Annotated in this window: 12 protein-coding genes; all 12 read right to left on the bottom strand. The window is 44.2% G+C overall.

The window, feature by feature from the left end:
- Positions 1 to 17 precede the first annotated feature (17 nt).
- The gene (locus tag MKZ09_RS22725) at positions 18 to 1,685 is read right to left on the bottom strand and encodes an extracellular solute-binding protein (RefSeq protein ID WP_076201385.1); all 1,668 of its coding nucleotides are present in this window, start codon (positions 1,683 to 1,685) and stop codon (positions 18 to 20) included.
- A complete protein-coding gene (locus tag MKZ09_RS22730; RefSeq protein WP_076201383.1) occupies positions 1,682 to 3,088 on the bottom strand; it encodes a response regulator transcription factor in 1,407 nt (468 codons plus the stop codon). The genes MKZ09_RS22725 and MKZ09_RS22730 overlap by 4 nt, the downstream gene beginning before the upstream one ends.
- Positions 3,081 to 4,826 carry a sensor histidine kinase gene (locus MKZ09_RS22735; protein ID WP_076201380.1) on the bottom strand — a complete coding sequence of 582 codons (1,746 nt, stop codon included), beginning with the start codon at positions 4,824 to 4,826 and terminating at the stop codon, positions 3,081 to 3,083. Before MKZ09_RS22735 ends, MKZ09_RS22730 begins: the two co-directional genes overlap by 8 nt.
- Positions 4,827 to 4,960: 134 nt before the next feature.
- Entirely contained in the window at positions 4,961 to 6,796 is a 1,836-nt protein-coding gene (locus MKZ09_RS22740) for an ABC transporter substrate-binding protein (RefSeq protein ID WP_076201378.1), read from the bottom strand.
- Positions 6,797 to 6,887: 91 nt separating this feature from the next.
- Complete coding sequence (locus tag MKZ09_RS22745; protein ID WP_036685756.1) at positions 6,888 to 7,784, bottom strand: carbohydrate ABC transporter permease; 897 nt, start codon at positions 7,782 to 7,784, stop codon at positions 6,888 to 6,890.
- A 17-nt stretch (positions 7,785 to 7,801) separates the two neighbouring features.
- The gene (locus MKZ09_RS22750; protein ID WP_076201376.1) at positions 7,802 to 8,761 is read right to left on the bottom strand and encodes an ABC transporter permease; all 960 of its coding nucleotides are present in this window, start codon (positions 8,759 to 8,761) and stop codon (positions 7,802 to 7,804) included.
- A 1,268-nt stretch (positions 8,762 to 10,029) separates the two neighbouring features.
- On the bottom strand, positions 10,030 to 11,577 hold the full coding sequence (locus MKZ09_RS22755; RefSeq protein ID WP_076134632.1) for an MDR family MFS transporter: 1,548 nt from the start codon (positions 11,575 to 11,577) through the stop codon (positions 10,030 to 10,032).
- A 40-nt stretch (positions 11,578 to 11,617) separates the two neighbouring features.
- The gene (locus MKZ09_RS22760) at positions 11,618 to 12,289 is read right to left on the bottom strand and encodes a hypothetical protein (protein WP_076134633.1); all 672 of its coding nucleotides are present in this window, start codon (positions 12,287 to 12,289) and stop codon (positions 11,618 to 11,620) included.
- The gene (locus MKZ09_RS22765; RefSeq protein ID WP_076134634.1) at positions 12,282 to 12,968 is read right to left on the bottom strand and encodes a hypothetical protein; all 687 of its coding nucleotides are present in this window, start codon (positions 12,966 to 12,968) and stop codon (positions 12,282 to 12,284) included. Before MKZ09_RS22765 ends, MKZ09_RS22760 begins: the two co-directional genes overlap by 8 nt.
- A gap of 12 nt (positions 12,969 to 12,980) precedes the next feature.
- A complete protein-coding gene (locus MKZ09_RS22770; protein ID WP_076134635.1) occupies positions 12,981 to 13,625 on the bottom strand; it encodes a YhbD family protein in 645 nt (214 codons plus the stop codon).
- Positions 13,626 to 13,899: 274 nt separating this feature from the next.
- Entirely contained in the window at positions 13,900 to 15,747 is a 1,848-nt protein-coding gene (locus MKZ09_RS22775) for a fibronectin type III domain-containing protein (protein ID WP_143766676.1), read from the bottom strand.
- A 324-nt stretch (positions 15,748 to 16,071) separates the two neighbouring features.
- Positions 16,072 to 16,680: a 50S ribosomal protein L25 gene (locus MKZ09_RS22780; RefSeq protein WP_051491406.1), complete on the bottom strand. Its 609-nt coding sequence runs from the start codon at positions 16,678 to 16,680 to the stop codon at positions 16,072 to 16,074.
- Positions 16,681 to 16,824: the final 144 nt, after the last annotated feature.

Raw genomic sequence — 16,824 nt, forward strand, 5'->3', positions numbered from 1 at the left:
GTTGAGGCATCCCACGTTTACTTTTGCTTTACAAGCTCAGTAACTTCTTCCGTAATCTCTTCCCCGCCCATACTCTTCCATTTAGCTACAAACGCATCAAAATCACTAAGCGGTGAATCACCCACGATGATATTTAAGAACGTCTCATTCTCCAGATTCTGCAGATCCGGCCATTTGGTCTTCATTAGTCTGGTGTTCCCATAAAAGACCCCACGCACTCCCTCTATAGCAGTTGAGGTTAACACAGCTACTCCGTATTTATACGCATTCGCTGCTTTCCAGCCTTCAAGATCTTTTTTGGGCTGCTCTGTCTCCGCTACCCATTGATCATAAATGAGCCGGGTATCAGAATTTAATGTATCCGGGTCTATCTTTCCGTGCAAAGCCTGCTGGATATCAGCATAATGTTTCTCAATCGCATCCCTATAATCTATCAGAAGATCGAACGGATAATAAGCACGCAGCTGAATGCCTGTCTGCGCAGAGAAATCACCCAGCTTTTTTACCTCCTCTTGATTAGGGTCCTGTCTTCTTTCGAGTCTTGTAAACACGTTTAATTGCTTGATTACAGCCTCAGGATGTTCAAACCCTTTACGCACAACAAGATATCGATCTGTTACCGGCGCCAAATGAGCGACAAACTTACCGGAGTCGTCAACTGGAGCTGCATATGCTCTCCATTCTGCCTTCGTATCCAAAGCTACTGCCTCTGACAAAGGATAATAAGGCATCCACCAAGGACCAAAAAACATTCCGGATTTACCTGTAATAATTGGCTCCTGAGTTTCCTTATAGAGTGCAAAGTCCGGATCCAGCAACCCGCGTTTATACCAATCAGCAAGTTTAGCAAGCGCTTGTTTGGTCTCTGGTGTAATGGAGCCATACACGATATTGCCGTTGTTATCCTTAATCCAATTCGTGGGGAAAGCGTGAAATGCACTAAACACAGCATCCAGACCATTAACTAATGGTTTAGTTCCATATACGATATTTTTGTAGCCGCTTAGACCGACAGTATCTCTTTTTCCATTTCCATCAGGGTCTTTTTCAATAAAAGCTTTGGCAATTTTCTCGATGTCTTCAAAAGTTTGTGGAGGCCGCAGCTCCAGCTTCTCCAGCCAATCCTGACGTACCCAGAGCAGCACGGGAGAGTCTGCATCAATAGCTACATTCGGTAATCCATATAATTTACCCTCGCGGGAAGCGTCCTCTAATGCCTCACCCTTTGTAGAATTGTACATATCCTTGATAAGTTCAGAACCATATATTTTATAAGTCTCTGTCAAATCTTCAATCATATCATTATCAATTAATTTCTTCAGTTGATCCCGATCCACAACCATGGCATCAGGCAAATCGTTGCTATCAATGGCAAGCTGTACCTTTTGCGTAAAAGCATCCTCACCCTTCGCTTCCCACGAGTGAACCACTTTGATATTCGTAATACTCTCTAAATAACGGGTGATTGGATTGTTATCATTGCTGTCACCTGTATTAAGTCGCGAGTCGGGAACCTTAAATCCCACTCGGATCACAATCGGATCCTCGTATTTGCTATAAGCGATAGAAGTATCTTCATCTCCTGCCTGAGGGCTTGTAACCGAATCTACAGTACCGATATTGTCACGACATGATGTCATTCCAATGACCATAAACACTAGGAGGATAAATTTCCAAAATTTCATATTTGGTTTTTCCCCTCCGCACGGAATTCACTTGGTAATTTACCAATACGTTCTCTGAACAATCTGCTGAAATAACGATCATCCTCAAAACCGGACCGCGAGGCAATCTCACAGACCGGAAGTGTAGTCTCCAGCAGCAGTGATTTAGCAAGCTCCAGCCGCATTCCCCGTAAACATTCACCAAATGTCTCTCCGGCAAAACGAGCGAAACATTGGCTGAAATAACCACGGCTCATATTAATGACGGCTGCTACGTCGCTCTGATTGATTTTGTCACCTGCATGGCTCTGCATATAACGAACTGCACGAATAAGACAGGACATAACCTCTTTAGTTAATCCAAGCTCCAGCATTCTTCGTCCCACATGATCAGAAAATCGCCGCAGCCAGTTCTTCCAATGGCACCAGTTCAGATTATGGGAAATGTCCTTTTCCAGTTGAGCAGCATCTTCAGGCTTTAATAGTAAAGAACTCCAGCTTTGTATTAGAGAGTGTGCAAACGCCAGAAACTGATCAGAACGGGGTTTCTGCTGAAGTATGTTTGCTACAAATTTCTCCCACTCCTTTCCATCAATTGTCCACTTCAAATTCTGTACTTGCTCCAGCAAATTATCCGCCTCTTGTTTTGAATAGGGAGCCACTGGTTCCTTCTTTATGTCTTCATATTTCAATGAGGTCAAATCCTCAGGTTCTGGATGATAAAATAGAATACGGCGTAATTTCGCAGTGAGCTGTTCCTCCAGTTCCTGCAACGGTTGATCTCTCAATCCACTGATCAGCGCGGTCTGCCATCGTCCGGATAGCTGGATCTTTAGTTCACGTTTGCTCTCATCTATTGAGAAACGATGCAATAAGGGTGACATCCACATCTCATGAAAAGTAATAAGCGGATTATTTTTCACGCTGGACAGCTGAAATAATTCTTCTTCATTGCACTGATGATTTAGGGGCAAATACAGCAGAGCCTTATCAGCAGCCATACGTTTACTTTCCCCACGAACCAGAGCATCCCGAGTATTGTCCTCCCATTTAATGCGATCAACAAGACGTCTGATAGTTTCATCTGCATTTTCCATCTCAAGCAGTGTTTTTACAATATAGTCAACGGCTCCTAAACGCATAGCCTCCTGAACATAGTCAAATTCATGATGACAAGTAAGGACAACACAGCGAATACCTGGGAAACGTTGTCTAACCATTTTAATGAGCTCGAAGCCTGAAATACCCGGCATGGTCAAATCCACAAATAATAAATCTACTTCCTGCTGTTGAAGCAGCTCCAAAGCAGATTTACCATCACCTGCCTCCCCAACTATAACAATCCCTAAGGATGACCAATCGATCAGGGATATGAAGCCTTTCCGCACGAGTCTCTCGTCATCGACAACTACAGCCTTAATCATCGAAGTCCTCCTTACCTTTCCTCGGAATCACAATGGATACAACCGTACCTTCTCCTGGCTTACTAAACATCTCTAGCTTCAATTGTTCTCCATAATAGGTTCTAAGCATCCGGTTCACATATGAAAAACCAATTCCAAGTCCCCGTTTTTTCGCTCCATCATCAGACAACAGCTGATCTAATGTATCTGCATCCATCCCAGCGCCGTTATCTTTTACACATAACTGAACTTCTCCTTCACCATGTTTCGTTATCTCAACATCTACCTTGCCATTATCGCTTAATCCATGATAAATCGAGTTCTCCACCAGAGGCTGAAGTAAAAATCTCGGGACAGCCACAGACAATACATCCTCATCAGCTTCAACGTTAAATTCAAATTCATAATCATAACGGATACGCTGCAGCTCCATATAATTTCGAATCGCTTCAATTTCCTCGCCAATGGTAACAATGATGCTTTGCTTGCCCAGATTATAATGCAGCACCTTTACAAGAAGAGTGACCAGCTTGTCGATCTCCTTCTGGCCGTTTAGCCGGGCCATCCACTGTACCGTATTTAAGGTATTATGCAAAAAATGAGGATTGATCTGGCTGAGCAACTTCTCAATCTCAAATTGGCTTTTCTGTTTCTCATTATGGGCAACCGCAACAATCAGCTCATTCACCTGTTTTTTCATCTGCTGAAAGTTGGTAAGCACGAAATCAAATTCTTCTACATTCGTATAGGCTACCGGAGCGGTAACATTTTCCGCCATTCGGTTGATTTCAAGGTTGACCTTACGCAACGGACCATAAATTTTCCTCCAGATGATCCAAGCCAGAAATCCGGCAAAAAGAAGGGTGGAAAAGGCAAGTAAGATCATTTTAAAAAACCAAGAATAAATTTCACTGTTGAATTCGGATTTTTTCACAACGGCAATAAGTTTCCAGCCCTGAGGACTCGCGTAACGAAACAGATGATATCCGCTTAGCGTTTCATGGGTGAGATTGGAGTTGCTTCCCGCAGCTTTAATAATACTTAGCGGAAGTTTGCCATCGATCACTTTTGTACTATTACCTTGCTGATTGACCAGCAGATGATTTACTTTCATCCCGTAGGACTCCTGATTAAAGATTTTGCGAAACAAACTATAATTTGTCTCCAAATAAATATATAGCTTATGCTGGCCCGGCACACGGACAATCCGCTGCTCCGAGAACACGAGATTATCACCAACAGCGTACATAGTGGGATGTGGTCCATAATAGTCAGCCCCGTTATATCGCATAAAGGACGGCAATGTACTGATATCAAAATTTCTGCGTGCGCTCATGTTGGTGAACAGAACGGGATCATCGCTGTCCGGCATAATGTAGGCTGTAAGTCCAATATAAGGGTTCGTAAAATTGACTAGATTGATCTTCTGGTTGATGGAATTCATCATTTGCGATTTGCGAAAAATTTGTTTTTCCTGAATAAATGAGGACATCTCCTGCACAATCTGACCGTCCAAAGCAAACTGTTTGGAGGCAAAATCCATATTGTCGATGGCATTCTCCAGGCTTGAGGCTTCCTGCCTTAGACTAGCGCTGATCCCGTTGCCAATTTTACCTGAAAGGATGGAGTAAATAGAGGTGTAGGTTACGAATCCTACTAAGAGAAGCGGAAGTAGTGTTCCGATTACTAGATAGATAAATAAGGTATTGCGTAAGGATTTGACAGCTGGAGTATGACTCCGCAGGGGTACTCTTACCATCTGGATTATCCTCTTCTTTCTATCTGAAAGCGTTTTATATTAATGTGAGAATACCACATTTATCCTTAATTGAATAGAATAAGGCAGAACAGCCTCCACGCCGCCCCGCCTTATTTTATAGTTACTAGCCGTGTTTATTTAACGCTTTTACGGGCCTCGAACAATTCCTCAGCCTTTTTAATCGAGAAATCCATAACTTCGGAATACCCAAGACCATTTACCTTATCATGCATTTCTTTATTCAACTTATCGTATTCCGCTTGATCTTTAGCAAAGACCATTTTCCAGGAAATCTGTTGAATAACCGTACCGATTTGTTTATTCTTTTGTTCCACTGTTTTATCCATGGTTAATGGCTCTTTGCCAGTGAAACCTTGTGGTGCTACAGCCAATAGATTGTTTTTCTCAAAATACTCCTTAGGAGTCAGAACGCCCATTTTCGCTCTCCAGTCACTATCAAGCTTGGAAGGGTTACGCTCTAGGGTTGTTGTCCACAGATTATGATCGAATGGCTCACTATTCTCTGGATTCACCATCGCCGGAACCACAAACGAGAAGTTCATTTGATTGGAGCCATAGTAGTAGTCACCCCCGCCGTATTCAGCAGGAACTTGAGTATTCTGTTGATCAGTATAAGCTTTCCAACCAAAATCAGTCACTGCAGGTTTGCCGTTTGCATCAATATCCCAAGTCAGACCTTGAGGTCCGTTAGGTACTGCTGTTCCACTTCCTGCAGAAATCATTGCACCTTCCGGTGTGTACATCCAGTTAATGAATTCCATAATTCTAGCAGGTTCCTTAGCTTTTGCGCCGATTGCAATAATACCGTTACCACCGTAAACATTGAAGCCTGTGGAATACATCAATTCATCTTTGAACGGAACCAGTGCAAAACCTTTACCTTCGGCTGTTCTTTCTGGTGTATTGTAGTTAGCAGCTCCAAGCCATGGGAACCAAGAGAACAATAGACGACCATCTTTGTATTTCGCTACAACATCGTCAAATTTTTGCGTCATAGAGTCCGGATCAACCAGACCCATTTGGTTAGCTTCAAAATACAGTTTGAGAGATTTCATGTACCAGCTATCTTCAGATAAGAAGTCATAATACTTTTCTTCATCTGCCTTAACATACACAGCAGTATCAGGAATTTCGTCATAGCCCATCATGTTTGCGAACTGTTTAGCCAATGTCATTTTATAGTTGCCATCCCAATCAGACCACATCGAGAAAGCATAGGTTTTTTTGCCTTGTTCGTTCTTAGGCTCGAGCTCTTGCATTTTTTTCAGCACAGGCAGATAATCTTCAATCTTTGTAATTTCTGGCGCTCCAATTTGCTGGTAAAGATCAAAGCGCAGATCTGGACCCCAAGTCATATCTTTTCCTTCAGAAGGTCCGGATGGGTTAGAAGCTACGCTGTTCCCCATACCAAAGACTGATGATCCACCGCCAAAAGCTACCTTTGCTTTCTCAATAGCTTTTGGAAAAGTGCTGGAAATGTCTTTTCCGTATTTGTCCAAAAGACCGTCCTGTGTCCAGTCCAAGAGCAGCTTTCCTTTGATGGCGTTTGGATAGTGGTTCTTGTCGTCACCGAAAATGATGATATCTCCAAGATCTCCGGAAGCCATCATTGCAGAGATTTTGGTATCTCCACCAGTCAGGTTTGAAGCTACAATGTCCATTTCGATGTTGAACTTATCCTTGATGATTTTTGCAAACCATCCGGTCTGTGGACCGGCATAGTTAGCGGTTGTTGAGAATACAGTCAGCTTCAGTGGCTTGGAATGATCAAGCGCTCCGTCATCCGGTGCTGCTGTCTCTTCCGCCGGGGCATTCGTGGCAGCCGACGTAGGTTTCTCTGTGCTCGTGTTTTTGCCCGAGTTAGCCGAATTATTCCCCCCGCCACATGCTGCAAGAACGAAGACCAGGATTACGGATAGCATGACAAGCGATGCTCTTCTTAATCTCATTGCTTTATACCCTCCCTTTCATCTCTTCACTTATAGTTCAACTCTGCTTATAGCAGAGGAAAACCCAGTTCTGGTCCAAAGTGGCCACCCATCAGCCTTTAACCGCACCGATCATAATTCCTTTGACAAAAAAGCGTTGGAAGAACGGATACACGATCAAAATCGGCAATACGACGATCATCGTTACAGTCATCCGCACAGAGGTTGGAGTCTGCATATTCGCTGCACTAGCGGCCATATCTGGCGAATTACGTATTAAGGCTGCGAGTGAGCTGGATTCGTTCAAATAACGCCATAATAAGAACTGGAGCGTAAAGTATTTCGTATCTGTCATCAGAAATGCCGTATCAATAAAGGCATTCCACTGATTCACCGCTGAGAAAATCGTAATCGTAGCCAAGATAGGCGTTGTAAGAGGAACAATGATACTCCAGAACACCCGGAAGTACCCTGCTCCATCCATTGACGCCGACTCCTCAAGTGAGGGCGGAATAGCCTCGACGAAGGTTTTGACCAAAATGATATTAAAAGGAGTAATAATGGTTGGCAAAATATAAGCCAGGTAGTTATTAGTCAGATGCAAGTTATGCATGGTGATATACCATGGGATCAGCCCTGCGCTGAAATACATCGTAACTACAACACTGCGGTACCAAATACTCCGGCCCCACATTTCCTTTTTGGTGAACAAGTACCCAAGGAATGCCGAAGATCCAACGGTGAGCAAAGTACCTACAACTGTTCTATAAATAGAGACTGTCGCCGCATGACCTAAACCACTGATTCTTAGAACCTTACTATAATTATCAAAATGGATCTGCCTTGGATAAAATTTGATATACCCTGCTGCGCTAAGATCATTCGAACTGATCGTATTAATGAACAAATAGTAGAATGGATAAATGCATGACAGGGTGAACAATCCAAAGAGTGTGTAGATAATAATTTGAAAGATTAATTCTCCAGAAGTTAGTTTTTTCTTTCTCAAATGGGATCACCCCTGCCTTAAATGATAGATTCGTCACGCACCATCTTGGATAATGTGTTTGCCGCGAACAGTAGAATTACACTGACGACCGACTTCAGCATACTGACAGCTGTGGCAAACGGAAAGTTGTTAGCGAACGCAATATTGTATACATAAAGATCCAGCACTTCTATGGAATCTTTATTCATCGCATTTTGAAAGGCAAAGTACTGCTCCATCCCGTTATTGACCAGGTTACCTATGGAGAGCAGCAGTAAGACAAAGAAGGTTGGGATAAGACCCGGAATGGTAATATGCCAGATTTTACGGAACCGGCTTGCACCATCCACCTCTACGGCTTCATACAACTCCTGATCAATGCCTGCGATTGCAGCAAGATAGAGAATGGCACCCCAGCCTAACGATTTCCACCAATACCAAATGATCATCGTGACCCAAATATTCGAGCTGGAGGCTAAAAAGTTATAACCCTCATCAACGACTCCAAGCTGCACTAAAATGTGTGTGATGACCCCGTTATCAACGGAGAACAACGAGAAAGCCAATGCATATACCAGAATCCAGCTGATAAAGTTCGGAATCGTGGTTAGCGTCTGCACCATCTTGCGATACCAGCCTGACTTAATCTCGGTCAGAAAAATCGCAAAGATCACTGGAAATATCGAGGTAATTAGTCCAAGTGAACTCATGGCAAGAGTGTTCTTCAGCACGCGCACAACCTCTGCGGTCTGTGTTGGATTGGATACAATCGTCTTGAACCATTTCAACCCGACATATGGCGTGTCAGACAACGGTATTCCGGGAATGAAATCATAAAATGCATAAATCCATCCGCTGATCGGCAGATAATAGAAAATAAAGGTGACAACAAGAAACGGAAAAGCCATGAAGAACAATTTATGTTTGTTCTTCATCTTCCAGCGGGATCGATGAACCGGATCGACGCTGGGAAGTAATTCACCAGAAGGTACCCCCATGTCGGAATCTCCTATACCCAGATTTTGATTACGTTTTCATAGTATCAGAACCTTTACGTATGACGAGATAGAACACAGAACGGCCTCACTGGAGAACCGTCTGATGCTTGTGAACCAAATTCGCATATATTTCGACCATTTTCTACCTAATCGCTGTGGGTCTAGTGATGGAGAGCCTACATGCCTTTTGGCTTATAAAAAGCGGCAGGATGACGGGAATTCCCGTCATCCTGCCGCTGAAAGAGATGGTTTGCTAAGGTGCGCTTGGGCGCTATGGGCAACTAGACCCTCCTCGTTTGCTACATCAAACTAAGGTACGTTATGTCCTCTTCCCACTAAATCAACTACGGTGCGCTTTGTCCTCTTCATCTGCTACATCAACTGTGGTGTGCTATGTTCTCTTCTTCCGTTATGGTTTTTCACACTTCATAGTTTTGGCATCGGACCCAGATGCACTTATTTCTCGAATTCAGCGCTTTTCCTCGTGTTATCGGACTCAGGTGCAGCTATCCACACAAATATAGTCCAAATACGAGCATATGCATGCCGATAAGAGCTATACAGTCCGAAACTACGGCAAAGTAACTCAAAAATCAGCAATAGCGACTATACGGTCCGCAACACTCCTCGAATCATTCTTAGGCGCACTTCTATTGAGAATCCATCATCTTTGCTCAAGCTATTGGACTCATTCTTGGGTTCATCGCATTCCCTCATACTATCGGACCCAGGTACACTTATTTCCCGAATTCAGCGATTTTCCTCGTGCTATCGGACTCAGGTGCAGCTATCCACACAAATATAGTCCAAATACGAGCATATGCATGCCGATAAGAGCTATACAGTCCGAAACTACGGCAAAGTAGCTCAAAAATCAGCAATAGCGACTATACGGTCCGCAACACACTTCATGCAGCTAAATTAGGCATACTTCTATGGAGAATTCATCGTATCTCTCATGCTATCGGACTCATTCATGAATTCATCGCATTCCCTCCTGCTGTCGGACTCATTCTTGAATCCATGACATTTGCTCATGCTGTCAGACTCAGATGCTCTTATTTCCAGAGTTCATCGCATTTGCTCAATCTTCGAACTCAGCTTCCTTACTTCGAGGGTTCATGCTCATTTTTACTCCTAACCACACATAAAAAAGCAGCCTCTCAAATGAGAAGCTGCTCCATCACTTTACAACCATTTCACTGCATTCCGCATAATGCACACTATTTTCCGTTCGTCATTCGAATGCCTGCGCCTTCCGCCACAGCCTAATGCCCGGGCGTCTGAACTATTCCCTCCGCGGAGGCATCCATTTTCTGGCGCCCCATAAAAAAGGAGGCCAGCAAAGCTAACGCAGCAGGAATAACCGCCCAAGCGAAGGTGTTCGCAATGGAAGAGGAAAGTCCCTCTGTAATTTTGCTCAAAATTTCCGGTGGAATGAGTGCTCTAGTCTCAGGCGACAGCAGGGAATGCGGATCTTTAAAATCCATAACCCCAGCAGCCCCCTCAGAAGCAGCTCCTCCTCCATTTGCTGTGAGCAACTTAGTTAGACTGCCCGAGAAATAATGGCTTTGAATAATGCCAAATGTGGTAATTCCAATGGTCATGCCAAGCGAACGAATAAAATTCAGTGTTGCGCTGGCGGAGCCGCGTTGCTGCGCAGTCAGACCATGAATAGCTGCTGTGCTTAACACAGAGAAGGAAGCGCCGATGCCTAATCCGATTAAAATCATGTACAAGGTAACCAAGAGACGGGACGCTTCCGGAGTAAGCGTTGCAACCAGTCCTGTGCCGATCACCAAAAGTACAAACGTAGGTATCAGCAGATTGCGGTAACTGGTTTTTGCCATCAGGAATCCTCCTGTTGTGGCGGTAATTACTGAGCCGACCATCATCGGCAGCAGGACAAGTCCTGAATTGGTAGCCGAACCCCCCAATACACCTTGGATAAAGATCGGGATATATACGGAGGCCACAATAAATGCAGCACCGCTAAACAGCGCACACAAAATGCTGACGGCGTACAGTCTTTTTTTGAATAAAGCAAAGGAAATGATCGGCTCTTTCGCTCTCGTCTCTACAAAAAGGAACACTGCCGCCAATATAGCAAAAGCTGCAAATAAGCCGAGGATCATCGATGAGCTCCAAGCGTACTCTTTTCCACCCAGCTCCAGCGCAAACATTAAGCAGATGACAGAGCCCAGCAGTGTGCCCGCACCCAGCCAATCAATAGGTTGTTTGGAATGCTCATGTGACTCTTTATAAAAGAATACGACCATCACAAAAGCCAACAGTCCAAGCGGTAAGTTAATATAAAATATCCACTGCCAAGCAATATGATCGGTGATATACGCGCCTAGCAATGGACCAAAAATACTCGATAATCCAAATACCGCACCAAATGCACCGCCCAGCTTACCCCGTGTCTCCAGCGGTACGGCGTCGAACATTATGGCAAAAGCAATCGGCACTAGCGCGCCGCCTCCAATTCCCTGAATCGCCCGATAAGCAGCCAGCTGAGTAATCGTATCTGCCGTCCCGCAAAGCGCTGAACCCGCCATAAATACAATAATCCCAAAAACAAAAAACTTTTTACGCCCATACATATCAGACAGCTTGCCAAAGATAGGCATCCCCGCCATCTCAGCTACGAGATAAGCTGATGTTACCCAGACAAATTTATCCATACCGCCTAGTTCCCCAACAATATTGCCCATTGCTGTAGCAACGATGGTGCTGTCCATGGAGGCCATCAGTATTCCTAACAGCAGACCTGCGATAACAATGCCCAGATTGGGCGCTTTGGCAGCACTCATTTATTCCACTCCCCATTGTCAAAAGATCTATAACTATGTGTTACAACTTCACTTGATGCCTCACTATTGCATTCTTGTGAATCTCCAAAGCACTACGGTATTCCACAGTATCGATCTCACAGTCCACACCGATGATTACCCGATCTCCTCTGACAATATTTGCTTTTGTATTGTTCAGCTCTATCGTATCGCCTTCAATGAGCCCAGCCTCAAAAAGCACTTTAGGATTCTGCTTCATCAAATGCAGGAATTTTCCGGTCTTGCTTTTTTTAATCGTTAAAGCACTGCCTCCAACCTCTTTCGCTCTACTTAGACCATATAAATTGATCTCCAGCTGCTCCGCACTTAGCAGTCCTGCCACATTGAGAGCGCCCGAAATACGCAGATGTTCACCTTCACAATCACCATTAACCTCCAAATTACCGTTAAGATGAATATCGTCGATTTTTACGGAGGCTGCTTTAATTTCTCCCTGACCCCGCAAGGCATCCCCTTCAAGATTACCCATAAGTGTCATCTCACCGGTTATTTTCATTTTGGTCATTATCAGGTTTCCATCTACCCTGGCATTTCCAGTCAGGCTCAGCTTCTCACAATCTACATCCCCTTCAAAATGACCTTCCCCAGTAACCTTAATATCCCGAAAAAAGCCTCCCGCTGAGGTCGTTGTGCCCATTATTTTCAAATTACTCCGAATTGTTTCTTCAGTCACCGATCTTCTCCACCTTTCCAACCTTTGCTTCAGGATGTACTGTAATCTGATCACGATACTCTATCCGTTCGACAGTGCAGCCTGGACCTACAATCACAATATTGCCCCTGATAACATCAGCCGTTGTATATTCCAAATCAATAAAATCTCCTTCAATAGTCCGAGCCCGCAGCTCCGATCTTAATTTAGGGATGATTCCACTTAACATTTTGCTCCAGACTCCACTGTTCGTTTGCCGGATCACTAGACTCTCCACACCAATTTCATGTGCCTTTCCCTGCCCTTGCAGTTTGAAGTCTACATGTCCTGCACTAAGTAAACCTCCGACACTAAAGCTTCCTTCCCCCGCAAAATCCTCAAGCTCACAATCACCCTTGATATTCAGCATTCCATGAAGAGTGCAGCTTTCTCCCCGAATGCTCTCCCCGACAGAAATCATTCCGTCCACCTTTAGGGAGTTAAAACGTAAATGGCCCAGCACTTTCATTGTCCCATTGCATTCCGCTTCTTCCGCCGAGAGATCATTCTTCAAATTCATATGCCCGTTTCCTTTAAAAATTCGCGTCACGATGGGTCCCGTTACTTTGCCTACACCATCGATTCGCACGCTGTTATAAGTACCTCCGGCCCCCCCGCTGACTCCGTTTATAATCAGATTCGGCAGCTCTCGTTTGTCCATTACACTAACCCCCTATTCAACAAGCTTAAAAGCAAGCTTACCTTTCAATTGTTCTATTACATCTGCACTGAGTATTTTACTGACCAGCTTTACCCCTTCATCGAACCATAACTCCGCTGGTGCCTGCGCCAGAATAAAGGATGACACCCCCATTTTGCGGATAAAAAATAACTCCCAGCTGCCACTCTCAAGATTGGAGGCTTTATCCATTAAGGTTCGAAACAGCAGCTCTGCTTCCTCCATACTCATCTCCCCTGCACTAAGCAGGCGGTCTACAGCCAATAAATAAGTGAGCTGATCGAAGCTATACCCATTCTTGACACCGAGCCTCTCTCCAAATTTCCCCAGCGTCATCGACGAAACAATGTTACGTTCTATAAGTTCCGCAGCAGATATACTTACTCTGTCAAAAGAAGCCTTATCTGATAGCTTATCAGCCATTTCATCCAAAGAAAGTCCATCTTTCATATTCATAATATTATCGATACGGGACAAGATCATGTCTTTTGGAAAAAAAGTCTCCTGTCCAGTAAACGTAGATTTACGGATAAACCATTCCTCTGGAATCAACTGTTTCCGCTTCCAGCGGTACAATTGCCCATAGGATATACCGGTTAAATCCAATAGCTGCTTCTTTGAGATCAAATCCTCTTCCATGTTTATCACTCCTTGAAGCCATCGTAACATAACACTGTTACGTTGTAAAACCAATAAATTAAACTCACCTCATACCTACCTACGCTAGTAACCATCGTGTCCTAACGTTTCCCCCCAAAGATTTTAAAGCATACCTTAAGAGCAGACCTCCGTCTTGAGAAGGATTTAACGGTCATTCACTATTTTTCCCACCCAAAAAAAAGACTGCCCCCGCCGCTATAAATGGCAGCATGGAACAGCCTTCTCTTAGAATGATTTTTACGATCTGCTAATTTTACTGAACAAAAGTATAGTGTGCTGAATCATATTGCGGGCCGGATTTTTCGTAAGTGAACCAGTACTCAATACTGCTGCCAGCGCTTAATCCACTCACCGTCTGCTTCCATGTTCCTGAGTTATTAGTCATCCTGTAATTAAGCTGGGAACCCCCGTTAATCTTGTAATGCACATCTACATAAAGGGCACTGGTTACAGGTGTGATATAGATACTCGCCTCTGTAGCAGAAAGTCTCGTTACCCCTGCTGTAAAGTCAGCCGTCACATGATCACCGCCTCCACTGCCTCCAGTGGGATTAGTAGTAACTGTTGCGGTATTACTAGCGGAGGATAAATTACCTGCTGCATCCGTAGCTTTTACGGTAAACGTATAGGCTGTGTTTGGAGTAAGTCCACTAACAGTAGCTGTAGTTCCCCCCACAGTGGACACCTGCTGTGTTCCGCGATAAACAATATAACCTGTAACGCCAACATTATCGGTAGAAGCGGACCAGCTTAAGCTAACTCCTGTATCCGTCTTACTGGTTACCGTTAGATTAGCGGGAGATGTTGGCGCGGTTGTATCCCCAGTATTACCACCACCCGTCAAATATTGACCTGTGAATGGATTAAACCGGTGCAGGGACATTATTAACCAGCCTGTGCTGGAAACACAGTTTTGCTGCGCCATCACCCAATAACTGTTGCTGGACCCTTTCAGCGAGTAGGGAATACCCCCAAGCGAAGCACCGCTTGTGCCTTGTTTTTTAATAATCTCTGTATTAATAGCGTCTGCCTTTGAGGCATTGCCTTGCAGATAATAAGCGAGCGACATGAATGCGCTTCCTTCAAACCATACGTCTGCACCCGTATTGCCAATTTGATTTCCGTTATCGTCATACGCTGGTAATACTTCGTCTGTCCAGTCAAAATCATATCCGGTTAGCGTATTCCCAGCATCATTGTAAGTAAGCGTCTGCTTGTAACGCGGATTCGCAAGTGTTCCCGGGGTACCGGAGGCATTTTCCACATAGGTTAAGCTTGCGCCATAGTTATGGGTTCCGGATACGCCTAAAGCTAACACTCCCCAAGGATTCACGTCTAAAGGTATTTTGGGGTCGATCAGATTGGTATCGTTTTTCCAGCCCCCCTTGAAACGTTTGACTGTATCATCCCACACATAATTATCCAGGAAGGTTTTGACTCCAGAAGCCGCACTGTTATAAGTGGCTGCCTTTGAGGAATCCACCGAGGCATAATACTGCAATACCCGGTAAATATCGATATTGTGCTCGGTTGAGCTCCAAGGCTCATCGGAATTGCTCCAACCACTCCATCCTCCTGCAATACTGCCATTAGCCTTTTTATACTGTAAACTCCAATCTAGTGCTTTGAGCGCCATTGGACGATACCGTGAATCATTATATTGCTTCTCATAAGCCATAGCAGCCATTGCCATCCATACAACGGGTCCCACATGTTTACGGATTTCTTCTCCGAAGCCGTTGTTATACCAATAAGAATTCAGCCAGAAGCCTGATGGATCTTGAATGTCCCGCATTTTGTTCAAAACCTGCTCTGCCCGCGTCCGTTCTCCCTTTACAATAAAGGCGATAGCTGCAACCGCTTGATCATACGTGTATACAATCTGTTTGGGGTTGTTTGGTCCCCAGAAATCTTCAAAGCTATCTACCAGTCCCTCAAAAGCATACCCCGCTGTTGCATCCTGCTGGGCCTTCAGCCAGATTAAAGCACGATTTGAAGCGTCACTTGCAGCATCTGCATCCGCTTTTCCACCAAATGGTAGAGCTACCCCAAGCACCAGCAAACTTGTCATTAAGATCGAAAACAGCTTCCTCATCTTCATAACTTTCCTCCTCTAAATCATGATGAACTAGGCAATGAGAGTTCTTTGAAGCATAAAAACTAAAGCGTTTTCAAACAGCAACAACAGGGACTTTTGAATATTTTACCATGGTAATTGTCCTCATTTTCAGGCTTAGAAACCCGTTCGTCAACGATTTTGTGTAAATTTTTAACTAAATGAGGCGAAACAACCAAAATTGCCATTTGAGAAATCATACGAAAGACCAACATCATTTTTATGAATTCATATTTATGAAGGCAAAACAAAAAGAGCAGACAGCTCCTTTATAAGGATTCTATCTGCTCTTTACTATTTATCTCTATACTATTCTGCTTTATCTTCGCCAGCAGTTTCAGCTGCAGCGGGTTCAGCAGTATCTTCTTCTGTTGGTTCTTGCGCTGCTGGAGGAGAAATACGGACAATCAATGTATCCTCAGGCGTCAATACTTCCCAGCCTTCATGCTTCGGCAAATCAGATACCAGCAATTGATCACCAATATCTAGTCCACTGATATCCACTTCAAAGGATGCAGCTATTTTATCTGGAAGTGTGCGAATATCCAGCTCGTGCAATTCAATTTGTTGCACGCCGCCGCTCTTCACACCTACTGGTTCACCTGTAAAGTGGAACGCTACTTTGGTATCCAATTTGGCCTTCATATCAATCTGCTGAAAATCAATGTGCAGCAGTTGTTTGGATATTGGCTGACGTTGGATTTCTTGAATAACCACGTTCTTTTTGCCCGAGTCTGGCAATTCCAAAGTAAGAACAGCCCGTGGGTTGCTGGCTAAAATACCTGAAATTGTCTTAGCATCCGCTGTAAAGGACTGGCTATCTGAACCTGCACCGTACACGACTACCGGTACAAAGCCTTTTCTGCGCTGTGAAGAAGTCGAGCCGGATCTTTCTGTCAAACGTACTGTTGTATTCACGATGATTCCTCCTAAGTAGGGATTTTATACTAGACCGATTAGATATGTACGCCTAACCTAACCACTCTCTAATTACCCCATTGACCTGGCTTTGAAACCTCTCAAGACTTTTTGAGCCCAGGCAAAAATAAGGTCAAATTGTAT

The organism is Paenibacillus sp. FSL R5-0908, from assembly GCF_038006245.1.
GTDB classification, from domain to species: Bacteria; Bacillota; Bacilli; order Paenibacillales; family Paenibacillaceae; genus Paenibacillus_AQ; species Paenibacillus_AQ odorifer.

Coding starts and splice junctions, on each gene's coding strand:
- MKZ09_RS22725 (WP_076201385.1), bottom strand. CDS start 1,685: ATGAAATTTTGGAAATTTATCCTCCTAGTGTTTATGGTCATTGGAATG.
- MKZ09_RS22730 (WP_076201383.1), bottom strand. CDS start 3,088: ATGATTAAGGCTGTAGTTGTCGATGACGAGAGACTCGTGCGGAAAGGC.
- MKZ09_RS22735 (WP_076201380.1), bottom strand. CDS start 4,826: ATGGTAAGAGTACCCCTGCGGAGTCATACTCCAGCTGTCAAATCCTTA.
- MKZ09_RS22740 (WP_076201378.1), bottom strand. CDS start 6,796: ATGAGATTAAGAAGAGCATCGCTTGTCATGCTATCCGTAATCCTGGTC.
- MKZ09_RS22750 (WP_076201376.1), bottom strand. CDS start 8,761: ATGGGGGTACCTTCTGGTGAATTACTTCCCAGCGTCGATCCGGTTCAT.
- MKZ09_RS22755 (WP_076134632.1), bottom strand. CDS start 11,577: ATGAGTGCTGCCAAAGCGCCCAATCTGGGCATTGTTATCGCAGGTCTG.
- MKZ09_RS22765 (WP_076134634.1), bottom strand. CDS start 12,968: ATGGACAAACGAGAGCTGCCGAATCTGATTATAAACGGAGTCAGCGGG.
- MKZ09_RS22770 (WP_076134635.1), bottom strand. CDS start 13,625: ATGGAAGAGGATTTGATCTCAAAGAAGCAGCTATTGGATTTAACCGGT.
- MKZ09_RS22775 (WP_143766676.1), bottom strand. CDS start 15,747: ATGAAGATGAGGAAGCTGTTTTCGATCTTAATGACAAGTTTGCTGGTG.